This is a genomic window from Amycolatopsis sp. NPDC051371 (assembly GCF_040682155.1).
Lineage (GTDB): Bacteria > Actinomycetota > Actinomycetes > Mycobacteriales > Pseudonocardiaceae > Amycolatopsis.
The window spans coordinates 87,453-109,089 of sequence record NZ_JBFBAG010000026.1; the positions used below are offsets into that span (position 1 = coordinate 87,453).

Sequence of the window (21,637 nt, forward strand, 5' to 3'; positions counted from 1 at the left end):
AACCTCCTTCAGCTCTCCGAACCCGCCGACCGGGCGCGGTCGAGCGCTTCGGTCTCCTCGGGCGGGTCCGGCAAGATCAGTCCGCCGGCCAGCGGACTGCCGGCCAGGCCGAGGTCGTTCATGCGTTTGGGCACCGGAGCGCCCGCGTAGCCGGGCTTGTCGCGCTTGCCGTCCTCGCGGACCGAGCCCAGTGGCTGGTGGATCTCGACGAACTGGCCGTCGGGACGCCGGACGACGATCCCCGTCTCGATGCCTTCGCGCAGGATCTTGCGATCCCGCGTCTGCAGGCCGCGGCACGCGCGGTAGGTGATGGCGTAGGCCAGCGGCGGCAGGAGCAGGATGGCGAACCGGCCGACCCAGACGACGACGTCGAGGTTGAAGTCGAATTCGAGCGCGATCACGTCGTTGAACCCGGACGCCAGCAGGATGGTCACGAAGGTCAGGGCCATCGCGCCCAGCCCGCTGCGCACCGGGGCGTCCCGGGGACGGTCGAGCAGATTGTGGTGCGCGCGGTCCCCGGTGAGCCGCTTTTCGATCCACGGGTAGCACATGGCGAGGAGGATGACGGTGACCGGCATGGCGACGGTGGGCCAGAACGGTGCCGGGATGCGGTAACCGCCGATGGTGACCTCCCAAGCCGGCCAGATCCGCGCGGCGCCGTCGACCCAGGCGATGTACCAGTCGGGCTGTGACCCGGCGGAGCCCTGCAGTGGGTCGTACGGGCCGTAGTTCCAGATCGGGTTGATCTGGAACAGGCCACCCATCAGGGTCAGCACGCCCGCGACGGCGACGAACAGGGAAGAGCTCTTCGCGGCGAACGACGGGACGATGCGGGTGCCGACGACGTTGCGTTCGGTGCGCTGCGGCCCGGGGCGCTGGGTGTGTTTCTGTCGCCAGACCAGGCCGAGGTGCACGGAGACCAGGGCGACGAGCAGGCCGGGGAGGAGGAACACGTGGGCGGTGAACAGCCGGGGGATGATCTGGTCGCCGGGGAACTCGCCGCCGAAGACCAGCCAGTGGATCCAGCTGCCCAGCACCGGGATGGCCAGCATGATCCCGGACGCGATGCGCAGGCCGGTGCCCGACAGCAGGTCGTCGGGCATGGAATAGCCGGCGAAGCCTTCCACGATGGCGATGACCAGCATCAGCAGCCCGACCACCCAGTTCGCCTCTCGCGGCCGCCGGAACGCGCCGCTGAAGAAGATCCGCATCATGTGGACGAGGATGGCGGCGACGAAGACCAGCGCGGCCCAGTGGTGGATCTGGCGCATCAGCAGGCCGCCGCGCACGTCGAACGACAGGTCCAAGGTGCTGGCGAACGCCCGCGACATCAGCAGCCCGTCGGCCGGCGTGTAGTCGCCGTGGTAGGTGACCTCGGTCATCGACGGGTCGAAAAACAGGGCGAGGTACGTACCCGAGATCAGCAGCACGACGAAGCTGTACAGCGCGATCTCGCCCAGCATGAACGACCAGCGGCCGGGGAAGACCTTGTTCAGCTGGGTGTGCAGCCCGCTGGAGAAGTGGATGCGGTCTTCGGCCCAGCGCAGCGGTGCGTCGAGGACCGGTGCCGGTGACTTGCGTGGTTCTTCCGCCATCAGCCGAGCTCCCAGAACGAGGGTCCGATCGGTTCGGTGAAGTCGCCGCGTGCCCGGAAGTTGCCGGTGTCGTCGACGGTGATCGGCAGTTGCGGCAGGGGCCGCACGGCCGGTCCGAAGACCGGGCGGGCGCCGGCGTGCAGGTCGAACTGCGAGCTGTGGCACGGGCACATCAGGCGGTTCTCCTTGGCCAGGTCCATGCCGATGGGGCAGCCGAGGTGCGTGCAGATCCGCGAGTAGGCGTAGAAGTCCTGCCAGTTGAAGTTCTCCTGGCCGGATCGCGGGGTTACCGGAGTGCCGGGGAGGAGGCGGACGAGGTTGACCGGGCTGTCGGCACGCCGCAGGGCTTCGTGCAGCTTCTCGGGGTCGTCGCGTTCGGACTCGCGGAAGGGGACGCAGACCAGCACGGCCCCGGGGGCGAGGTCCTCGGGGCGGACGAGGTGTACTTCGTCGGCTTGGCCGGTCACCCGTCGGAGGTACACGGTCTCGCCGGTCGGGGACGCCCACGCCGTGTGCCACAGCGACTGTGGGCTCGACGGCTGGTCCCAGGGGTCTTTGACGAAGGAGCCGATCGCCCCGATGCCCGCGCCGAGGCCGCAGGCCCCGGCGGCGGCTCCGACGGTCCGGGCCATCCAGGAGCGGCGGGTCAGCCCGGCGCTTTCGCGTGCTTCGTGCAGAATGGCGGCGGTCGCGTCCTGGTCGGTTCGTGAGGACGGCTCGTCGTGCCGTTCCTGGATCGCGTTTTCCTTCGGGAGGAAGTTGTGGGCGTAGGTGCCGATGCCGAAGCTGAGCCCGAGCAGGGCAAGGCCGAAGGTGGCGCCCAGCAGCGGGGTGTAGAGGTGGTAGCCGGTCGCCTCGTGCCCGAGCGGTGGTACGTAGCGCCACGGCCAGGCCAGGTAGACGATGACAAAACACAACGTGCCGACCACCGCGAGGCCGAACCACGCCATGGTTCGATGTCGGGCGCGCCGTTCCGCGCGGGTGCCGCTGACCGGCCAGCGGTCAGCGTACGTTTCGAGCTGCACGCCGTCCAGCTCCGACGCTTCGCGAAGGATCGTCCGGCGGCGTTGCCGGCCTTCTTCGTCGCTCACTTGTCCGATCCTTTCGAGAACCAGTGGACGTACCTGTCCGTCTTCATCCGTTCGACCTCGTCGGGATAGTGCAGCTCGAAGGCGGGCCGTTCGTTGCGGATGCGCGGCAGCTCATGGAAGTTGTGGCGCGGCGGCGGGCTCGACGTCGCCCATTCGAGTGAGTTGCCGTAGCCCCACGGGTCGTCGACGCGGACCGGGTCGCCGTAGCGGTAGCTGCGCACGACGTTCCACAGGAACGGCAGCATCGACAGACCGAGGATGAACGCGCCGGTGGACGAAATCATGTTGAGCGTGGTGAAGCCGTCAGTGGGGTGGTAGTCCGCGATGCGGCGAGGCATGCCCATCGCGCCGAGCCAGTGCTGGACGAGGAAGGTCAGGTTGAACCCGATGAACGTCAGCCAGAAGTGCCATCTGCCCAGCCGTTCGTTCAGCATCCGGCCGAACGCCTTCGGGAACCAGAAGTAAATCCCGGCGAACGTGCTGAACACGATCGTGCCGAACAGGACGTAGTGCAGGTGGGCGACGACGAAGTAACTGTCGTGGGTTTGGAAATCCAGCGGCGGCGACGCGAGGATCACTCCGGTCAGTCCGCCGAGCAGGAAGGTGACCAGGAATCCGATGGCGAAGATCATCGGGGTGCGCATGGTGATCTGCCCGTGCCACATCGTGCCGATCCAGTTGAAGAACTTGATGCCGGTCGGCACCGCGATGAGGAACGAGGTGAGGGAGAAGAACGGCAGCAGCACGGCGCCGGTGGCGAACATGTGGTGGGCCCAGACGGAGAACGAGAGGCCCATGATGGAGATGGTCGCCCAGACGAGTGCTTTGTACCCGAAGAGCGGTTTGCGGCTGAACACGGGGAAGATTTCGCTCACGATGCCGAAGTAGGGAAGGGCGACGATGTAGACCTCGGGGTGCCCGAAGAACCAGAACAGGTGCTGCCACAGGATCGCGCCACCGTTGGCCGGGTCGAACACGTGGGCGCCGAGGTGGCGGTCGGCCAGCATGCCGAACAGCGCCGCGGTGAGGATCGGGAATGCTCCGAGGATCAAGAAGCCGGTGAAGAGGATGTTCCAGGTGAACAGCGGCATCCGCCACATGAGCATGCCCGGGCCCCGCAGGCAGATGATCGTCGTGATGATGTTGACCGTGGCCAGGATCGTTCCGACGCCGGACAGGATCAGACCCGCCGCCCACAGGTCAGCTCCGACCCCGGGGCTTTCCGTCGCGCTGTGCAGCGGGGCGTAGGCGGTCCACCCGAAGTCCGCGGCCCCGCCCGGGGTCAGGAAACCGCTGATCACCAGCAGGCCGCCGAACAGGAACAGCCAGTACGACAGCGCGTTCAACCGCGGGAACGCCACGTCCGGTGCCCCGATCTGCAACGGCACGAGGTAGTTGGCGAACCCGAGCGCGTTCGGCGTCGCGTACAGCAGGAGCATGATCGTGCCGTGGATGCTGACGAGCTGGTTGTACTGCTCGGCCGTGACCACCTGCATCCCCGGCTGCGCCAGCTCGGCGCGCATCAGCATGGCCAGCGCGCCGCCGAGCAGGAAGAAGGCGAACGTGGTTGCCACGTACATGATGCCGATGTCCTTGTGATCGGTCGTGCTGATCAGTCGGAGCAGCGACGTCCCGAACGACGCGCGCGGCCGGCGGACCGGCTCCGGGGCGAGCCGGGTCTCGACGGGTCGGGTCCGGGTCATGGGTACCTCGCAGCTGCTGGCTCGGCCGGGACAGTCGCGAGTACCCCACCTTCGGCACTTCAATCGTCGGGTACTCCTTGCCAACAGGTTCTTTGTTTTGTTTCCGTAGCTAACGGTTGCTGTCGACCGGTTGACTCGCGACCTGACGAAAATCGTCAGGTCGCGGCTGTTTGCCGTGTGGCTGGTTCGGTATCCCGAAGAAGGAGGAAACCTGACAACGACGAGAGAGGTGAAGACATTGAGTACCTCCACTCCCATCCAGGGGCATCCGGACCTTCTGGCCATGCGTGCCGGCTACGAACAAGCCGCAGAGACTCCGCAGGCAAGGCTGCTCGGCGGACTGGTGCTGATCAGCGGTCTCTACATCGCGATGTCACCGTGGGTGGTCGGCTTCAGTAACTACGGTGACATGTCCGTGACGACTCTGATTTCCGGCCTGGCGCTGGCCCTGCTCGGCGCCGGTTTTTCGGCCGCATACAGCCACACTCACACGATCGCGTGGGTGACGCCGCTGCTTGGGGCGTGGGTCGTCGTGGCGCCGTTCGCGGTGCAGCAGACCGGGACGACGACCCCGGTCGTGGTCAACAACGCGATCGCGGGCGGCCTTGCCTGCCTTCTCGGATTCGGGGTCATCGCGCTCGAAGCCATGGCGCCGAAGTCACGCTGACATTGAGCGCCGTCGCCGGGAATGGCGGGCCACTTCGCCCACCATTCCCGGCGGTGGAACCGGCGGCTTGGAAGGGGCAAACGTGACAGTCAATGGTAAACGCGACATCGTAGAGTTGCTGATCGCGCAGCACGAGGAAATCAAGGCGATGCTCGAGCGGGTGAAAACCGCCGAGCGCGACACCAAGCAGGCTGTGTTCGAAGACCTGGTACGGCTGCTCGCGGTGCACGAGAGTGCGGAAGAGATCGTGGTGCACCCGACCAGCCAGCGGGTCGTCGGATCGGGCTCACCAATCGTGGCCGACCGGCTGACCGAAGAAAACGAGGCCAAGCACGTGCTGGCCGAGCTGTACGAGCTGGGCGCCGCTCACCCGGACTTCGACACCCGGTTCGCCGAGTTCGCTGCCTCCGTAACCGAGCACGCCGAGCGAGAAGAAGCCGACGAGTTCCCGCGGTTGCGGCAGCGCATGTCGCCCGACGACCTCATGCGGATGGCGGGAGCCTTGCGGGCTGCGGAGGCCACGGCGCCGACGCGTCCCCATCCCCGCGTCGGCGAGTCGGCCCCGGTGAATCTGCTCGCGGGGCCGCCGCTGGGTGTGTTCGACCGCGTGCGCGACGGTGTTCGCGATTGGCTCGGCAGCAGTGTGTGAATCGGTGCCGTTGAAGGGGGCCGGACCTTGGCGGTCCGGCCCCCTTTGCGTACTGATCCGACCAAAGGTAGGCCGACCCCCGAGCGGCACGTAACCGTAGCTACGAAGTCATTCGGCCGTGACCGTGGTCGGATTGGTAACGATCGGCTCAGTATCGGTGCCTGGCGAGATACGCGGTTCCGGTGACCGCCGCCGCGACTCCGAGAACCGGCGCCGCCATCCGGCCGGCGCGGCGGAGCGCCGACGGGCGTGGTCGGCTGCCCTTCTCCCGGGATCCGCGAGCCAGGGCCAGCACCTGAGCGGTGTGCAAGGCCGTCCGTCCACTGCCGGCATCGGCGATCTGTGTCTGGCACGAGAAGCCGTCGGCGACGACGAGGCAATCCGGGTCGGCTTCGCGGACCGCCGGCAGCAGGGCCTGCTCGCCGCAGTCCATCGAGATGCCGTACTTTCCGGACTCGAAGCCCCAGGACCCGGCGAGCCCGCAGCACCCTCCTTTGAGGTCGGTGACCTCGAGACCCATGCGTTCCAGGAGCCGGCGGTCCGGATCGGTTCCGCCGGTGGCGCGTTGGTGGCAGTGTCCCCACAGCAGCGCCCGTCCTTCGAGCGGCGGGGGAGTGACGTCGAACTTCGTGAAGAACTCGCCGAAGTGGTAGGCGTTGGCCTTGAGGCGTTTCGCGTCGTCGTCGTGCGGGAGCATTTTGGTCAGTTCGTCCTTGAACACGGCCAGGCAGCTCGGTTCCATGCCGACCACGGGAATGTCCGCGCGGACGTAGTCCCGCAGCTCGTCGAGAACCCGGCGGAGGTACTGTTCCGCGGCGTCCAGGAACCCGTAGTCGTACAGGGGCCGACCGCAGCAGACGTGCTTCTCCGGCATGATCACCCGCCAGCCCGCTGTTTCGAGGGCTTCGACGCAGGCGACGCCGACGTCGGTGTGGAGGTGGTTGTTGAACGTGTCGGGGAAAAGCACGACCGGGCGGCCGCCGGGATTGACGCTCCCGCCGCGCCGGCGGTACCACTCCTGCAGCGTCATCGGCGCGAAGCGGGGGAGCGGGCGACGCTGGTCGATGCCCGCGGCGAACCGGGCCAGGTGGACCAGGCCGGGGGTCTGGGTGACGAAGTTGACCAGCTCGGGGTAGCGCGACGCCAGCCGCGCGGCCTGGTCGATGAAGCCGAACGCATAGGCGTGCCGGGGACGCCATCGGCGCAGTGACCGGTAGTGGTGCTGCCGGAACTCGGCCTTGTAGGTCGGCATGTCGACGTTGACCGGGCAGTCGTTGGTGCAGCCCTTGCACGCCAGGCACAGGTCGAGCGCGTCGGCGACCTCACGGGACTGCCAGCCGTCGGTGATCACCTCGCCTTGGAGCATCTCGAACAGCAGCCGGGCCCGACCGCGGGTGCTGTGCTTTTCTTCGCGGGTGACCTGGTAGCTGGGGCACATGGTCTCTTCGGCGTGCGGGACCCGGCACTTCCCGACGCCGACGCAACGCAGCGTGGCGTGGGCGAAGTCGCCGCCGTCCTCCGGGTAGGCGAATCGGGTGTGTGGCCGTGGTGGGTTGTGGTCCGTGCCGAGCTTGAGGTCTTCGTCGAGCCGGTAGGCGTCGACGACCTTGCCCGGGTTCATCTTGGCCTGGGGGTCCCAGATGAGCTTGAACTCGCGCATCGCCCGGACCAGTTCCGATCCGTATTGGCGATCGAGCAGCTCGGCGCGTTGCTGGCCGTCGCCGTGCTCACCCGACAGCGACCCGCCGAATGAGGTGACGAGGTCGGCGGCCTCTTCCATGAAGGACCGGTAGGTGGCGATGCCGCTCTTGGTGCGCAGGTCGAAGTCGATGCGGGAGTGGATGCAGCCCTGCGCCATGTGCCCGTACATCGCGCCGTGCAGGCCATGCCGGTCCATCAGCTCACGCAGTGCGGTGACGTAGCTGCCGATCCGGGCCGGGGGTACCGCGGAGTCCTCCCAACCCGGCCAGTGGTCCTTGCCTTGGGGAAACGCAGTGGATCCCAGCCCGCTTTCCCGGATGGTCCACAGGTGCTCGCTGCTGCCGCCGTCTTGGACGCTGCGCGCCACCAGCACCCGGTTACGGGCGTACCCCTTGTCCCGGACCAGCCAGTCGACGAACTCCTCGGCGTGCTGGATCGATTCGTCCGGGGTGTCCGCACCGAACTGGACGAGCAACCAGGCGTTGCCCTGCCGGTAGGGCAGCTCGGCGAGATCGTCGACGTTCATGGCCAGCTCCTGCTGGTTGTCGATCAGCTCGCGGTCGAGGGCCTCCAAACCGATCGGCCGCCAGGTGCCGACCATCTCGATGGCGTGTTCGGCGGCGGCGGGCAGGTGGTCGTAGCCGACCACCACGAGGGTGCGCTGCAGCAGGGCGGGGGTGAGCAGCAGCTCGGCCTGCAGGACGGTGACGCAGGTGCTTTCGGTGCCCACCAGGGCCCGGGCCACGTTGAAGCCCCGCTCGGGCAGGAGCTCGTCGAGGTTGAACCCGGAGACCCGGCGGGGCACTTCCTCGACCGAGCGGAACCCGGACCGGATCCGGTCGGCGTAGCGGTCCCGCAGGTCCCGCAGGGCGGCGTAGACCTCGCCCTTGCGGCCGCCGGCGGCGATGATCTCGTCCAGGTGCGCTTCTTCGTCGACGCCGACCCAGAAGCGGGCACCGTCGTAGGTGACCACCTCCAGGGCGTGCACGTTGTCCGACGTGCGGGGGCCGGGGCCGTAGAGCTGGGATTGGACGGAGTGGATGCCGCAGGAGTTGTTGCCGATGTTCCCGCCGATGACGCACCGCGAGTGCGAGGACGGGTCGGGGCCGAACACGAGGTTGTGCTTGCCGGTCGACCGGTTGACGTCTTCGTTGATCGCGCCGGGCTGGCACAGCACCCGCCGGTGTTCGACGTCGGTTTCACCGATGTGGGTGAGGTACTTGGAGTGGTCGATGACGACCGCGTAGTTCACGGTCTCACCGGACAGGCTGGTGCCGCCCCCGCGGTTGACGATCGGCGCGCCGAACCGGTGGCAGACCTGGTGGGTGGCCACCACGTCGTCGAGGGTTTTGGGGATCACTACGCCGATCGGGACCTGCCGGTAGTTGGAGGCGTCGTGGGCGTAGAGGGCCAGCGACGCGGTGTCGAACCGGACTTCCCCGGTCACTGCCTCGGCGAGGGCCCGCTCAAGGTCGGCGACCGGCAGGCGGTGGGTGGCTCGCGGTGGCCCGGGGATCTCGGGTGACGTCTTGGCCGGGACGTCCAGGAACCGTTTCATGTGGACCTCGTGTGCTAGTGGGCTGGGATGGTGCCGTGGACCCGGTACGGCTCGGCGTCCGGCCACTTGACCGCGAGCCCGAGACCGGGACGGTCCGGGTCGGGGTGCAGGGCGCCGTCTTTCGGGGTCAAGACGCCGTCGAAGAGCAGGTTTTCGATCCGGGTGTGGTCGTGGAAGTACTCGAGGTGGCGGAGCCGCTCGACAGCGCAGAAGGCATGCGCGGAGACCGCGGGCGCGCAGTGCGCGGACAGGTCGATCTGCCGGGCGGAGGCGAGGCCGGCCACGGAGAGCACGCCGGTGATGCCGCCGCAGCGGGTCACGTCCGCCTGCAGGCAGTCCACCGAAGCGTGGTCGAGCAGGTTCGTGAAGTCCCGCAGGACGAACCCGTACTCGCCGGCCGCGACTTCCAGGGGCGCGGGCGCCCGGTCCCGCACGCGTCGCAGACCCTCGAGGTCGGCGGAGCTCACCGGTGCCTCGAACCACCGCACGTCCCACTCTTCGTGGTAGCGGCCGGCCCAGTACTGGGCTTGCTTGACCGTCAGGGCGCCGTTGGCGTCGGTGAACAGTTCGGCCTCGTCACCCACCGCGCGCCGGACTTCGGTGAGCCGTTGCGGGTCCTCGTCCGGAGACCGGCCCGTCTTCAGCTTGACGCGGGGAATGCCCTGTTCCACCCAGTGCGCAAGCTGGTCGGTCAGCCGGGCCGGCGGGTAGTTCGTGAAGCCGCCGCTGCCGTAGACGGGCACTCGGTCGTGGAAGGCGGGCAGCCGCAGCGCGAGCGAGACGTCGAGCAGCCGGGCGCTCAGGTCCCACAGCGCGATGTCCACGGCCGAAACGGCCATGGCGCCCAGTCCCGGACGGCCGGCGTTCCGGATCGCCGTGAACATCGCGTGGCAGGTCGCCGCGGGGGCGAACGCGTCTCGGCCGCACACGACCGGCGCCAGCTTGTCCTCGACGAACCGGGCCAGCGAGGGTTCGCCGTAGGTGTAGCCGAGGCCGGTCAACCCGCCGCCGTGGGCGAGCACCAGGACCATGGTGGTGCTGTCCCAGCGCAGCGTGCCGTCTTCCTCGACCCCGCCCGGACCGTCCGTCGGCACGGTGAACGCGTGGACGTCCACGCGTTCCACCGGCACGTTCGTCGAGGCGGGGCTCATTCGCTGTCCCGGCCGGGGAGCTTCTCGTAGAACTCGGACAGCTTCTGCCGGAACCCTCGCACGCCCATGCCGACCTTCTCCGGGTCGTGCAACGCCGCCTTGGCTGCCTTCTTGCCCTGTTCGTACATGATGTGCGGCGGGATCGGTGCGAACTTCCGGTCGACCTTGAACTCGAGCACGACCGGGCGGTCACTGGCGAGAGCCAGGTCCCAGGCGGCGCCGACTTCGTCCGGTTTCTCGCAGTAGATGCCGCGAAGCCCGAGCAGCTCCGCGTACTGGGCGTAGGGGAAGTCCGGGATCGACTGGGACCCTTCGAACTTCGGGTCGCCGGCCATCGCCCGCTGTTCCCAGGTCACCTGGTTGAGGTCCTGGTTGTTGAACACGCAGAAAATCAGGGGAGGCTGCCCGTTGCCGAGTCGATCGAGGTAGCGCTTGACGGTGAACATCTCGTTCATGCCGTTCATCTGGAACGCGCCGTCGCCGACGAAGGCGATCACCGGCCGGTCCGGGTAGGCGAACTTCGCGCCGATCGCGTACGGCACACCGGGTCCCATCGTGGCCAGCGTCCCGGACAGCGAGGCTCGCATGCCGGGGCGCAGCTTGAGGTGCCGGGCCCACCAGTTGGTGGCCGAGCCGGAGTCGGCGGTCAGGATGCAGTCGTCCGGCAGCCTCGGCGACAGCTCGTGGGCCACCGCCTGCGGGTTGATTTCGCCGCCGAAGTGCTGTCCCGCCCGGTCGTCCAGGGTCCGGTTCCAAGTCCGGACGTCCTTTTCGATCTTCTCCCGCCAGCTGCGGTCCGATTTGCGCTCAAGCAGCGGAATGAGCGCTTTGAGGGTCTCCCGGGAATCGCCGACGAGGTGGGCGTCCATCGGGTACCGGATGCCGATCATCCGGCCGTCGATGTCGATCTCCACGCCGCGAGCCTGGCCCTCATCGGGCAGCCATTCGCTGTAGGGGAAGCTGGTGCCGATCATGAACAACGTGTCGCAGTTCATCATCATCTCGTCGCTCGGCTTGGTGCCCAGCAGGCCGACGGGCCCGGTGACGAACGGGAGATCGTCGGGCAGCACCTCCCGGCCCAGCAGGGCTTTGGCGACCCCGGCACCGAGCAGCTCCGCCGCCTCGACCACCTCGGCGGCGGCCTCCGCGGCGCCCTGCCCGATCAGCATGGCGACCTTCTCGCCCTGGTTGAGGACGTCGGCGGCGCGCCGCAGCTCGTTTTCGTCCGGCAGCATCCGCGGCTTGCTCCAGCCGACGCTGGAGAACACCGAGCCGTGGTCCTTCGGCGGTGCGGACTGGGCTTTCTCTTCCTGGATGTCCTCCGGGATGACGATCGTGGCGACCCCGCGCATCGTCAGCGCGGTCTTGAACGCCCGGTCGATCACGTGCCGGACCTGACCGGGGTGCATGCAGACCTGGACGAACTCCGAGACGTCCGCGAACAGGTTCTCCAGCGCGATCTCCTGCTGGTAGTGCGCACCCTGGGCAGTGCGCTTCTGCTGCCCGACGATCGCCACGACCGGCTGGTGGTCGAGTTTGGCGTCGTACAGTCCATTCAGGAGGTGGACCGCGCCAGGGCCGGACGTGGCCATGCAGCAGCCCACTTCGCCGGTGAACTTGGCGTGCGCGCAGGCCATGAACGCACCCATCTCCTCGTGGCGCGGCTGGATGAACTCCGGGTCGCCGTTCGCGCGGTCGAATGCACCGAGCAATCCGTTGATCCCGTCCCCGGGGTAGGCGAACACACGGTGCACCCCCCACTGGCGGATCCGGTCGAGGACGTAGTCGGCCACCTTGGTTGTCATCGGCTCCAGCTCTCTGGGTTCGTCGGGCTTGGGCAGCGAGCGCAGCTGCGCTACGCGGCGGCTACCCGGCTGCTTGCGTTCCACGCGTCCAGGCTCCGCGGTCGTTACCCAACTGAGATGTAGCAGTCAACTGTTGCATGAACAAATAATTGAACCCGTTTGAGGTTCCCTGTTTGAAAGGATTTCGTCAGGTGCGGCCTGTCCGTGGCGTGAGAGTATGGGCAGGTCTGTAGAGGCGGCTCGCTCGCAGCCGCCACGGTGATTCGGAAACCGTTGGAGGATGTCCGGTGGAGAATCCTGTGCCAGCCGAGGGTGAGGATGCGGTGATCAGTCGTCGTCGCACGAGAGGATCCGTTGTCATCACGGTCGCCGGCGAAGTCGACACCCTTGACGCTGATGGCCTTGTCGAGTGTGTGAGAGAAAGCGCGACGACTTCGGCCTTCAGCGATGATCTCGTGCTGGACTTCCGTGACGTTTCGTTCGTCAGTGTCTCGGTTCTCGGGCGTCTCGTCGCTGTCCGCGACCGGCTGACGGCGCAGGGACGGACGGTGCGCATGTGTGCACCGGCTGGTCGCGCCGGCCGGTACTTCGCAATGGTCGGGCTCTGATCGTCTTCGATGCCAGCCTCTGGCCTTCTTACTCGCCGTAGCGGTCGAGCAGTGCACTGAGTGGATCGTCGATGGGGACTCGTGGCTCGGGCTGCGCGTCATGCCCGCGGAGGGCGTCGGCGACGAACCTGGCCACTTCGTGTGGCTGGGGCAGCAAGTTGCCGCGGAAGCCCGCGAAGAACTCGCGGTCCTCTTCGGTCACCAACTCCCAGCCGTGGCGGTCGTCCCAGGTGAGGATCAGCTCCCGGAGAGGTCGGTCGGGTGTCCGTTCGGACAGCAGGACGAATCCCGACGCCAGTTCGCTGATCTCGCTGCCGGTGTCGTCGCCGGTCACTCCCAGTTCCGCGGCGACGGCCCGGACGTAGGCCGTGAGCGCCCGCTCTTCCGGCGAGGGAAGTTCGGGTTTGCTGATCAAAGGCATGAGGGGCCCCATCGAGTGGTTCAGCCGGTGAGCTGTTGCTGGATCTGTTCCAGGCTGCGTCCCTGGGTTTCGGGGATCTTCCGCCAGAAGAACAACAGGGCGAGCAGGCTGATGCCGGTGTAGAGGAAGAACGTGCCGGGCCGTGTGATCACCTGAACCAGCGACAGGAACGTCAGGGAGACGACGAAGTTGGCGGCCCAGTTGCCGACCGTGCAAGCGGACATCGCGATGTTCCGGACCGGCAGCGGGAAGACCTCGGAGATCATCAGCCAGAACACCGGGCCCAGCCCGACGGCGAACGAGGCGATGTAGAGCAGCAGCGCGGCCAGGGCCAGCCACGGTGCCTGCTGCTGCAGGCCGGGCAGGAGGAAGAACACGCCGAGGAGGGCCAGCCCGAGGACGATACCGGCCGTGCCAGCGAGCAGCAGGCCCCGGCGGCCCACCCGATCCAGCAGGACAATGGCGATCACGGTGAACACGACGTTGGTGACCCCGACGAAGACGGACTGCCCGATGGCGCCCCCGGCGCTCAACCCCGTCGCCGACAGGATGGTCGGAGCGTAGTAAATCACCGTGTTGATACCGACGAACTGCTGGGCCAGCGCCAGGCCGAGGCCGATGAGCAGCAGAGGCCGCAGCTTCGGGGCCCACAGCGCGCCGATACCGGTCCGGCCGGTTTCCCGGGCGGCCGTGCGGATGTCGTCGAGTTCGGCGTCGACATCGGCGTGCGGGTCACCTTCCCGCAGTCGTTCGACGACGCGGCGCGCCTGCTCTTCGCGTCCCTGCTGGACCAGCCAGCGGGGAGAGGACGGCACGGTGAGCATGCCGACCGCCAGAGCGGCCCCGGGCAACGCGGCGAGCCCGAGCATCCAGCGCCAATCGTGTGCGACGCCGGAAAAAGCGTAGTTCACCAGATACGCCGCCAGGATCCCGACGGTGACTGCCAGCTGGTTGAACGATGTCAGACCACCGCGGATGCGGGGTGGCGCCAATTCGGAGATGTACAGCGGGCTGACGAAGGAGGCGGTGCCCACGGCCAGACCGAGCAGCACCCGGAAGCCGACGAGCATCGGAACCGAGACGGCGAAAGCGGCCCCGAGCGAGCCGACGACGTACACCGATCCGGAAATCACCTTCGTCCAGCGCCGTCCGATGCGCTTGGCCGTCCAACCGGAAAGTCCCGCACCCAGCATGGCACCGACCAGGAGGGAGCTGACGATGAGCTCCTGCTCGAAGGTGCCGGCGCCGAGATCCCGTTTGATGTAGAGAAGCGCCCCCGAGATGACACCGGTGTCGTAGCCGAAGAGCATGCCGCCGATGGCGGCTATCCCGGCAATGCGGGCGATCAGGGCGTTGTGACCTTCGCGAATGGTGGCGATGAAGCCGGCCATGTGATCGTCCTTCCGCTTCGCTTCTGAGCCGCGTCCTGGCGGTTGCCCGTGGTCGCCGACGGGAAACCCCGGCTCGGGATCGTCAGGCAATCGTCAGGTGCTGCTCTCGGTTTTCCTTTGCCTCGCGGGAAATCCAGACGTACTGGACGCTCCACGATGAACGCGAAGAGGAACATGATGACCACTCGATGGTGCAAGAGCCAGATCTGGACGAGCGAGGAGCGGAGCCAAGACGGACGCCGATTCCGGTCCGGTCGGCAACAGGGCCGCCGAGTGGCCCGTAGCGGGATCTGGGCCGCGGTCTGCTCGGTCGTGTTGGCCTCCGGTTGTGCGTCCAGCGATCGGCCCGCACCCGGGGAACGGCCGGTGTCACCGCGGCCGCCCACGTACGCTCCGGCTCCGAACGTGCCGGCGGGCACGCTGGGCACGAGTGTGGAGTTCGGCCAGCTTTCGCTGCTCAACGTGTACTTGCTGCCGTCGCCGGGCGGTGACTACCGGAAGGGGGAAGCCGCCCGGGTCCGGTTCACCCTGGTCAACCGCGGCTCGACGGACGAGGCGCTGACCGCCGCCAGCAGTCGGGCGGCGGCAGTGGTCACCCTGCACTGGGACCACGCCTGTGACGGGACGGCCGAACAGGTCTCCCAGCTGCCGCTGCCGGCCGGGAATGGTGTATCGGTCGTTCCCGGGGCGTCCGGAAACCAACACGGTCCACCCCATGAACGGGCGTGACGCGCCGGGGCCGCTGGAGTGCCTCGACCGAAACGGTGCCGGGAGCGAGTGGCCGGTCGGTGATCGTCCGGCGATCGAAAGCCCGGTGCGGCTGAACCGACCGGGTCGCTTGTGAGACGACGCTGCAGAGGCCGACCGTGCTCAACTATCTTCTTCAGCCGGTTCGGCTGCCGATTGTGACGGTGGCCTGCTGATGGTTGCTTCCACGGACGACCTCGAGGTCGGCTTGGGCGCCGGGGTCGTGGGCGCGAAGCTCCGTCAGGAGGTCGTCGACGGACCGTACGGCTCGGCCGGCGAACTTGACGATGACATCGCCGGCGCGGATGCCGGCAGCATCGGCCGGGCCGTGGGGATCGACACCAAGAACCAGCGCCCCCTGGTCGACCTGAACATCGAGGCGCTGCTGAATCGCCGGGGTGAGACGGCCGATGGAGATCCCGAGGTAGGGGTGTTTGGCCACGCCGGACTTGAGCAGCTGGTCGGTCGTGTCGACCATGGTGGCGGCAGGGATCGCGAAGCCGATCGACACCGCGCCGGTGCTGGGTGGCAGGTAAGCCTCGTTGATGCCGATCAGCTGTCCGGAGGTGTCGAGGAGTGCGCCGCCGGAGTTGCCGGGCGAGATGGCGGCGTCGGTTTGGATCAGGTCGACCAGCGAAGCGCTCTGCGCCGCGGAACCCGGCACGTCGCGATGCAGACCGGAGATGATGCCCGAGGTGACGGTGTTCTCGAACCCGAGCGGGCTGCCGATCGCCAGGACGGGTTCGCCCGGGCGAGGCAGGTCGGTGCGCAGCTTGGGTACCGGGAGGTTCTTGCGGTCGGTGCGGATGACCGCGAGGTCGGTGATCTGATCGGTGGCCAGGACGGTGCCGGGGGACTGAGTCCCGTCGGCGTAGGTGATGGAGACCTGTTTCTGGTCGGCCACGACGTGCCGGTTGGTGACGATGATGTCGGGTTTGAGCACGACGCCGCTGCCCAGCCTATTCGCGACGGTGACGGTGACGACGCTCGGGCCGAGCTGGTCCACCAGATCGGGAAGGTTGCCGGCCGGTGCTGCGCCTGGCGGGTTCGACGGGCTGGCTGTCGATGTCGGGTTTGAGGTGGTTTCGCTGCAGCCGCCGAGAAGCGCGAGCGCGGCGACAGCTAGTAAGAGGGTTTTGAGGTTCGGCATGACGCCGAGATACCCGGGCGGAACACCGGGACACGTACCTGACGGAATCGTAAGCCGGCCGCTCGTCAGCTGCTCACGACGTGTCGCCGGTGGGGCGTTGTGCTTCGCCGGCGGCGTCGGTGGTGGTTCGGGCGCCGGACAGGTGGCGGGCGGTGTTGACCAGGCCGACCATGCTGAAGGCCTGCGGTGTGTTGCCGACCTGGCGGCGCAGTTTCGTGTCGTACTCCTCGGAAAGCAGCCCGACGTCGTTGCGGAGGGCGAGGAGCCGTTCGAACAGCGCACGTGCTTCGGAGGTGCGTCCGGTGCCGTGGAGAGCGTCGGCGAGCCAGAAGCTGCAGGCGAGGAAGCTCGCCTCCCGCCGGGGAGGCCGTCGACGCCGCCATCGGCGTCGGGGTCGTACCGGCGGACGAACCCGTCGTGGACCAGTTCGGCTCGGACGGCGTCGACCGTGCCGCGGACGCGCAGGTCGTCGCCGGGCAGGAACCCGACACGGGGAATGAGCAGCAGGGCGGCGTCGAGGCCCTTCGAGCCGTAGAACTGGGTGAAGGTGTTGCGGGCGGAGTCGTAGCCGTGGGTGCAGACGTCGTCGTGGATGCGGTCGCGAAGCACGCGCCACCGGTCGGCCGGGCCGTCGAGGTGGTGGCGTTCGACGCTGCGGATCGCGCGGTCGAGCCCGGCCCAGGCCATGACTTTCGAGTGCACGAAGTGGCGGCGTTCGCCGCGGACCTCCCAGAGGCTGTTGTCAGGCCGGTCCCAGTGGCTTTCGAGAAAATCCAGCAGACTGCGCTGCACGTCCCACGCGGTGTGGCTGGTGGCGATGCCGGCTTCGCGGACGAGATGCAGGCCGTCGAGGACTTCGCCCCAGACGTCGAGCTGGAACTGCTCCGCGGCGGCGTTGCCCACGCGGACCGGTGTCGAGTTCTCGTAGCCGGCCAGCCAGTCCAGTGTGGTCTCGGGGATCCGGCGGCTGCCGTCGAGGCCGTACATGATCCGCAGGTCCGCCGGGTCGCCGGCGACGGCGCGGACCAGCCATTCCCGCCAGGCGCGGGCCTCGTCGTGGTAGCCGGTGCCGATGAGGGCCTGGAGGGTGAACGTGGCGTCGCGCAACCAGCAGTACCGGTAGTCCCAGTTGCGCGGGCCGCCGAGCTGCTCGGGCAGCGACGTCGTCGCCGCGGCCAGGATGCCGCCGGTCGGGGCGTAGGTGAGGGCTTTGAGCGTGATCAGGGCGCGTCGCACCGCGTCCGGCCACTGCCCGTCGTATTGGCACCGGCTCATCCAGTCCGCCCAGAACCGTTCGGTCTCGGCCAGTGCGGTCACCGCGTCGACGTGGCGTGGGCGCGGCAGGTGGGACGCGCGGTGGGTGGACCATTCGGCGTCCCCCGTTTGAAGGCGAGGACGCCGAGCTCGCTGGCGAGGGCGGCGGTCGGATAGGACGCTGCGGGCGACCAGGGCAGCGATCATGGCGGCGGCAGGTTCCGGCAAGTTGTTTGTGCTTCGGCGACCCCTCGGTGAAGTCCAGGCTCGGTTGGGGTGCGGGACGCCCAAGTCGCGCCGGGTGTAGCCATAGGGCCGGCGCCGGGAGCCGTTCAATCACTACGGGTCGGGGTGAAGGAGTGCTGCTGCGAGCGGTGTCCGGCGGTAGAGCACTTCACGACCGCGTCGCGTGGCGGTGACCAAGCCGGCCTTAAGAAGCACAGCGAGGTGTTCGGAGACCGTTGCCGGGGCGAGGCCGACCCGATGGGCCAGACCGCCGGTGGTGCTCGGGATGACGGTTTCGGCCAGCACAGATGCGCGTCCGGAGCCGAGAAGCCGGGCGATTGCGGGAGATGGCGGGGCCGGTTCCCACAGCCGTGCCGCGCCGAGCATCGGGTAGACCAGCGCCGGGGGAGTGGCGGAGATGGCATCGGTCGGCCCGATCCCGAGGTTCGGCCACCCGAATGCCGTGGGCACGAGAATGAGGCCGCGGCCGCGCAGATCGACCGTGCTGTGCCGGAAGCCGGTGAGGTGCAGCTCGTCGTTCTTCCAGGTCGCTCGAGGGTGCAGGTCCGTGAACAGTCCCTCCAGGCCGCCGTCGGCCAGCTGCCGTGCCCGGGTCGTGATGTCGGCGTCGAGCAGGCCGCGGATGCGATCCCACAGTGGCTCGACCAATGTCTGCCAGGCCAGTCGTTGCTGTCCGACCAGTGTGTCCCGGGCGATGACGGGGTCGCCGGTGAGGAAGCGGTGGGGAGCGTCGCGCGGGCCGTGGCGATCGACGCGACGAGCGTGCTCGGCAAGCTCGGCGGCGACGATGACGGGATCGGTGCGCTGGACCTGTGCGAGGTCGTCTTCGATGGTGGTGAGCGGGCTGGTCGGGCTCGGCCACAGGAAGTCCGGCCCGTACCCGTTGCTCGGGGCGGCTGCGTTCAGCACTCCCAGATCAAGCCCGGCGACGACGGGTTGGACATCGCGCAGCCACGACAGGTACCAGCTGTGGCGACGCGGCTCCGTGAGCACCAGAAGTGCCGACATCGTTTCTTGCAGCGGCGAGATCGCGAACCGGCACCGGGCCGCGTCCCCGCTTCCGAACCTCAGCACGAGCGTCATTGCGCAAAAACGCTACACCCAGGATTCGGCCGCCACCGAATCTCAGCAACCCCGTACTCGTTCCCGCACTCTCGTCGTCATGGTCGAACCATTGCCGACACGTGCGTCCAAGACTCACCTCCTTTCCGGCAACTCCGCATTTCGGTCGTTGTGCGCGTCGCGAGCGGTGTCGTTCGTCGGAGATGGGATCACCACGACCGCACTCGTCCTGCTCGTCGCCCCGCGAGACGGCCCCACCGGGATGGGCTTGCTGCTCGGCGCGAACGCGCTGCCCCGGCTCGGCGGACCGCTGGCCGGAGTCCTCGCCGACCGTGTCCGGACACGCCGATTGATGATGCGGTGCGAACTGGCCTCGGCGCTGGTGATCGGGCTGACCGCGATCACCCTGCCGCCCTTGCCGTGTTTGACCGCACTCGTCGCTGTCGCCGCGATCCTGGCGACGATCCGGAACCCGGCCGGTCGCAGCCTGGTCGCGGTGTTGGTCGCTCCGGCCGACCGCGCACCGGCCAACGCCCTCTTCGGCTTGGGCCGAACCCTGACGCTCACTCTCGGGCCGGGCTTGGGCGGCCTGCTGGGAGCAGCTCCCGGCGGCGCCCACACCGCGCTGGCCGTCGACACAGCCACCTTTCTCGTGTCGGCATTCCTGCTGAGGGGACTCCCGGCCATCGCACCGGCTCGTGACCCGGCCGCGGTCACGGGCGTGTGGGCCGAAGCGGGCGAGGGGTTGCGTCACGTCGTGGCGAACCGGCGGATCTTGGTGCTCGTTCTCAGCCTCTTCATGCTCGTCGCCTTCGCCGCGGTGGACAACGTGGCGCTGATCTTCCTCACCGGCGACGTGATCCACGCCGGCCCGGCCGGGTACGGCATGGCAGCCAGCGCGTTCGGCGCCGGGATGCTCATGGCCTCACTCGCCTGTACCCGGCTGGCCCGTGGGCGCAGACCGGTTGCCCTGCTCATCGTCGCCGTCGTGGCCACCGGCGCCGGCATGATCGTCAACGGACTGGCCCCGGTTCTCGCGGTGGTCGTCGCGGCACAGCTGGTGGCGGGTGCCGGCAACGCCGTGGAGAACATCGGGTACGACACCGTCGTGCAGGACCTCGTGCCCCGCCCGTTTCTCGGCCGGGTGTTCGGCACGATCGGCACGGCCGCGCAGCTGGGAGCCGCTTTCGCCTACACGGTGGGCAGTTTCCTCGTCGGCGTGGTCGGCTCCCGCGCCACGTTCGTCCTGGCCGGCACCGGGACGTTTTTGGTCCTGCTTCTCCTTATACCGGCACTGATCCGCCCGTCACGCCATGAGAGTGCCGTCCGGCGTCGGGACCACCGGGATGGCTATGTCTCGGGTCGGATTCCGGTGCATCCCTGTCCTAGCTGTATTGACCCGTGAGGTTGGGGACGCGGCTGGCGGGTGGTTTGCCGGCGAGTGCGGTGTGGCCGCGGTGGTGATTGTAGGTGTGCAACCAGCCCGGAAGCGCCTCACGCCGTTCGGTCTCGGACCGGTAGGGCCGGTCATAAGCCCATTCGTCGAGCGGGGTCCGGTTGAACCGCTCCACCTTGCCGTTGGTTTGCGGTCGGTAAGGCCGGGTGCGTTTGTGGACGATCTGCGCGTCGCGCAGCGTGTCGCGCCAGAGCCGGGAGCGGTAGCAGGACCCGTTGTCGGTCAGGACCCGCAGGACGGTGATCCCGGCCTCGGCGAAGAACTGCTGGGCCCGCACCCAGAACGCGGCAGCGGTTTCCTTGGTCTCATCGGGCAGGATCTCGGTGTAGGCCAGCCTGCTGTGATCGTCCACGGCGTTGTGCAGGTAGCCGTAGCCGAGGTTCGCGCGGCCACCGACTGTGCGCGGCCGGGCCGGGTCGCGGTGGCCGGCGCTGTTGCGGCCACCGGCGGCACGGCCGTGAACGCGGTGGCCGCCGCCGTCGGGGATGTTGCCCAGCTTCTTGATATCCACATGCACCAGATCACCGGGCGCGTCGTGTTCGTAGCGGCGGACCGCCCGGCCGGTGGCCCGGTCCAGATGCTGCAGGCGGGCCAGCCGGTAGCGGGTCAGGACCCGATGCACCGTGGAAGGGTTGAGGCCGAGCAGGTAGGCGATGCGGGCCGGGCCCCACCGGCGCAGGACGCGGACTTTGATGATCCGTCGCTCGGTCCGGGTCGGGGTCCGGTTCGGGCTGGTGGCAGGCCGTGACGGGCGGTCGGTCATGCCGGCTTCGCCGTGGTCGCGGTAGCGGCGGGCCCATCGGGCGGCGGTGGTGACCGAGACCTGGAACCGTTCCGCGGCTCGTCGCAGCGGCCACCGGTCCTCGACGACGCAGCGGGCCAGGCGCAGTCTGCCGGTCGGGGTCAGGGGTGCGTTAGCGTGGGTCACGAGGGCCTCCTGGTAGCCGGTGCAGATGTCGCAATCCACACCGAACCTGGAGGCCCTCCCTCACGCCAAGATCATCCGATCACGTGTCGCCCCGTACCCAACCTCCGTGGTCAATACAGCTAGTGATCGCTAGCCATGCTGGCCACGTTCCGGCGCACACTGCCGGCCACTCGAATGGCCCAGCGCTGGTCGTAGAGCGCGCGCACGCTGTCGCGCAGCTTGCTGGCTGGAGTTCAGGCGCTGTAACGCGAACCACAGGTTCAACGACCCATCTGCGTAGAGATGCATCGTTCTGATCCGAGGTGATGGTCGATGGCGAGACCGGAATTTTCGAGGGAAGCCCAGAAATCTCGACTGACGAAGAGCCGCGATGAATGGTTGACGAAGCTTCGCTCACTGCCCAAACTGTCAGGCGTAGATATTGATCGATTGACAAAAGATGTCGATGCGCTTA

16 protein-coding genes and 2 pseudogenes are annotated in these 21,637 nt (G+C 68.1%); 5 read left to right on the forward strand and 13 right to left on the reverse strand.

The window, feature by feature from the left end; genetic code table 11:
* Positions 1-8 precede the first annotated feature (8 nt).
* From AB0M59_RS29285 to ctaD, 3 genes are read right to left on the reverse strand one after another with little or no spacing between them, the layout of a single operon-like run.
* Positions 9-1,595 carry a ubiquinol-cytochrome c reductase cytochrome b subunit gene (locus tag AB0M59_RS29285; protein WP_364621254.1) on the reverse strand — a complete coding sequence of 529 codons (1,587 nt, stop codon included), beginning with the start codon at positions 1,593-1,595 and terminating at the stop codon, positions 9-11.
* The gene (locus AB0M59_RS29290) at positions 1,595-2,686 is read right to left on the reverse strand and encodes a Rieske 2Fe-2S domain-containing protein (protein ID WP_364621256.1); all 1,092 of its coding nucleotides are present in this window, start codon (positions 2,684-2,686) and stop codon (positions 1,595-1,597) included. The genes AB0M59_RS29285 and AB0M59_RS29290 overlap by 1 nt, the downstream gene beginning before the upstream one ends.
* The gene (gene ctaD, locus AB0M59_RS29295) at positions 2,683-4,389 is read right to left on the reverse strand and encodes a cytochrome c oxidase subunit I (protein ID WP_364621259.1); all 1,707 of its coding nucleotides are present in this window, start codon (positions 4,387-4,389) and stop codon (positions 2,683-2,685) included. The genes AB0M59_RS29290 and ctaD overlap by 4 nt, the downstream gene beginning before the upstream one ends.
* Before the next feature lie 130 nt (positions 4,390-4,519).
* On the opposite strand from ctaD, the gene AB0M59_RS29300 reads away from it, so the two are divergent.
* Positions 4,520-5,056, forward strand: a complete 537-nt coding sequence (locus tag AB0M59_RS29300; protein ID WP_364621261.1) for an SPW repeat protein — start codon at positions 4,520-4,522, stop codon at positions 5,054-5,056.
* A gap of 67 nt (positions 5,057-5,123) precedes the next feature.
* Entirely contained in the window at positions 5,124-5,705 is a 582-nt protein-coding gene (locus AB0M59_RS29305) for a hemerythrin domain-containing protein (RefSeq protein ID WP_364621264.1), read from the forward strand.
* Positions 5,706-5,853: 148 nt separating this feature from the next.
* Here AB0M59_RS29305 and AB0M59_RS29310 read toward each other — a convergent pair whose 3' ends face one another.
* The 3 genes from AB0M59_RS29310 to AB0M59_RS29320 are packed head-to-tail and all read right to left on the reverse strand — an operon-like array spanning position 5,854 to position 12,004.
* Positions 5,854-8,964 carry an FAD-linked oxidase C-terminal domain-containing protein gene (locus AB0M59_RS29310; RefSeq protein WP_364621267.1) on the reverse strand — a complete coding sequence of 1,037 codons (3,111 nt, stop codon included), beginning with the start codon at positions 8,962-8,964 and terminating at the stop codon, positions 5,854-5,856.
* 14 nt (positions 8,965-8,978) lie between these two features.
* Positions 8,979-10,115 carry an enolase C-terminal domain-like protein gene (locus AB0M59_RS29315; RefSeq protein ID WP_364621269.1) on the reverse strand — a complete coding sequence of 379 codons (1,137 nt, stop codon included), beginning with the start codon at positions 10,113-10,115 and terminating at the stop codon, positions 8,979-8,981.
* Positions 10,112-12,004: a thiamine pyrophosphate-requiring protein gene (locus tag AB0M59_RS29320; protein ID WP_364621272.1), complete on the reverse strand. Its 1,893-nt coding sequence runs from the start codon at positions 12,002-12,004 to the stop codon at positions 10,112-10,114. Before AB0M59_RS29320 ends, AB0M59_RS29315 begins: the two co-directional genes overlap by 4 nt.
* Positions 12,005-12,207: 203 nt before the next feature.
* On the opposite strand from AB0M59_RS29320, the gene AB0M59_RS29325 reads away from it, so the two are divergent.
* Positions 12,208-12,528 carry an STAS domain-containing protein gene (locus tag AB0M59_RS29325; RefSeq protein ID WP_364621275.1) on the forward strand — a complete coding sequence of 107 codons (321 nt, stop codon included), beginning with the start codon at positions 12,208-12,210 and terminating at the stop codon, positions 12,526-12,528.
* Between the two features lie 28 nt (positions 12,529-12,556).
* Here the strand turns inward: AB0M59_RS29325 and AB0M59_RS29330 are convergent, their stop codons facing one another.
* Together AB0M59_RS29330 and AB0M59_RS29335 are read right to left on the reverse strand one after the other, a co-directional pair.
* Complete coding sequence (locus AB0M59_RS29330) at positions 12,557-12,949, reverse strand: DUF6292 family protein (protein ID WP_364621278.1); 393 nt, start codon at positions 12,947-12,949, stop codon at positions 12,557-12,559.
* A 20-nt stretch (positions 12,950-12,969) separates the two neighbouring features.
* Complete coding sequence (locus AB0M59_RS29335) at positions 12,970-14,430, reverse strand: sugar porter family MFS transporter (protein ID WP_364621281.1); 1,461 nt, start codon at positions 14,428-14,430, stop codon at positions 12,970-12,972.
* 315 nt (positions 14,431-14,745) lie between these two features.
* On the opposite strand from AB0M59_RS29335, the gene AB0M59_RS29340 reads away from it, so the two are divergent.
* Complete coding sequence (locus AB0M59_RS29340; RefSeq protein WP_364621284.1) at positions 14,746-15,069, forward strand: copper chaperone PCu(A)C; 324 nt, start codon at positions 14,746-14,748, stop codon at positions 15,067-15,069.
* Between the two features lie 154 nt (positions 15,070-15,223).
* Here the strand turns inward: AB0M59_RS29340 and AB0M59_RS29345 are convergent, their stop codons facing one another.
* From AB0M59_RS29345 to AB0M59_RS29360, 4 genes and pseudogenes are all read right to left on the reverse strand, one after another.
* The gene (locus AB0M59_RS29345; RefSeq protein WP_364621401.1) at positions 15,224-16,237 is read right to left on the reverse strand and encodes a trypsin-like peptidase domain-containing protein; all 1,014 of its coding nucleotides are present in this window, start codon (positions 16,235-16,237) and stop codon (positions 15,224-15,226) included.
* Positions 16,238-16,310: 73 nt separating this feature from the next.
* A pseudogene (locus AB0M59_RS29350) lies at positions 16,311-16,538 on the reverse strand (glycoside hydrolase family 15 protein); the annotation flags it as partial.
* Positions 16,539-16,672: 134 nt separating this feature from the next.
* Positions 16,673-17,698 (reverse strand): annotated as a pseudogene (locus tag AB0M59_RS29355) (glycoside hydrolase family 15 protein); the annotation flags it as partial.
* 132 nt (positions 17,699-17,830) lie between these two features.
* Positions 17,831-18,745 carry a DUF5937 family protein gene (locus AB0M59_RS29360; protein ID WP_364621287.1) on the reverse strand — a complete coding sequence of 305 codons (915 nt, stop codon included), beginning with the start codon at positions 18,743-18,745 and terminating at the stop codon, positions 17,831-17,833.
* A 154-nt stretch (positions 18,746-18,899) separates the two neighbouring features.
* Between AB0M59_RS29360 and AB0M59_RS29365 the strand changes: the two genes are divergently transcribed.
* Positions 18,900-20,204, forward strand: coding sequence for an MFS transporter (locus tag AB0M59_RS29365; protein WP_364621289.1), 1,305 nt, complete (start codon positions 18,900-18,902; stop codon positions 20,202-20,204).
* On the opposite strand, the gene AB0M59_RS29370 is transcribed toward AB0M59_RS29365, so the two are convergent.
* Positions 20,185-21,183, reverse strand: coding sequence for an IS481 family transposase (locus AB0M59_RS29370; protein ID WP_364621293.1), 999 nt, complete (start codon positions 21,181-21,183; stop codon positions 20,185-20,187). The two genes, AB0M59_RS29365 and AB0M59_RS29370, sit on opposite strands and share 20 nt — an antisense overlap.
* Between the last annotated feature and the right edge of the window lie 454 nt (positions 21,184-21,637).

What these genes read in the sequence shown, in the direction of transcription:
- AB0M59_RS29285 (WP_364621254.1), bottom strand. Translation starts at nt 1,595, where the DNA reads ATGGCGGAAGAACCACGCAAGTCACCGGCACCGGTCCTCGACGCACCG.
- ctaD (WP_364621259.1), bottom strand. Translation starts at nt 4,389, where the DNA reads ATGACCCGGACCCGACCCGTCGAGACCCGGCTCGCCCCGGAGCCGGTC.
- AB0M59_RS29310 (WP_364621267.1), bottom strand. Translation starts at nt 8,964, where the DNA reads ATGAAACGGTTCCTGGACGTCCCGGCCAAGACGTCACCCGAGATCCCC.
- AB0M59_RS29315 (WP_364621269.1), bottom strand. Translation starts at nt 10,115, where the DNA reads ATGAGCCCCGCCTCGACGAACGTGCCGGTGGAACGCGTGGACGTCCAC.
- AB0M59_RS29330 (WP_364621278.1), bottom strand. Translation starts at nt 12,949, where the DNA reads ATGCCTTTGATCAGCAAACCCGAACTTCCCTCGCCGGAAGAGCGGGCG.
- AB0M59_RS29345 (WP_364621401.1), bottom strand. Translation starts at nt 16,237, where the DNA reads ATGCCGAACCTCAAAACCCTCTTACTAGCTGTCGCCGCGCTCGCGCTT.
- AB0M59_RS29360 (WP_364621287.1), bottom strand. Translation starts at nt 18,745, where the DNA reads ATGTCGGCACTTCTGGTGCTCACGGAGCCGCGTCGCCACAGCTGGTAC.
- AB0M59_RS29365 (WP_364621289.1), top strand. Translation starts at nt 18,900, where the DNA reads ATGGTCGAACCATTGCCGACACGTGCGTCCAAGACTCACCTCCTTTCC.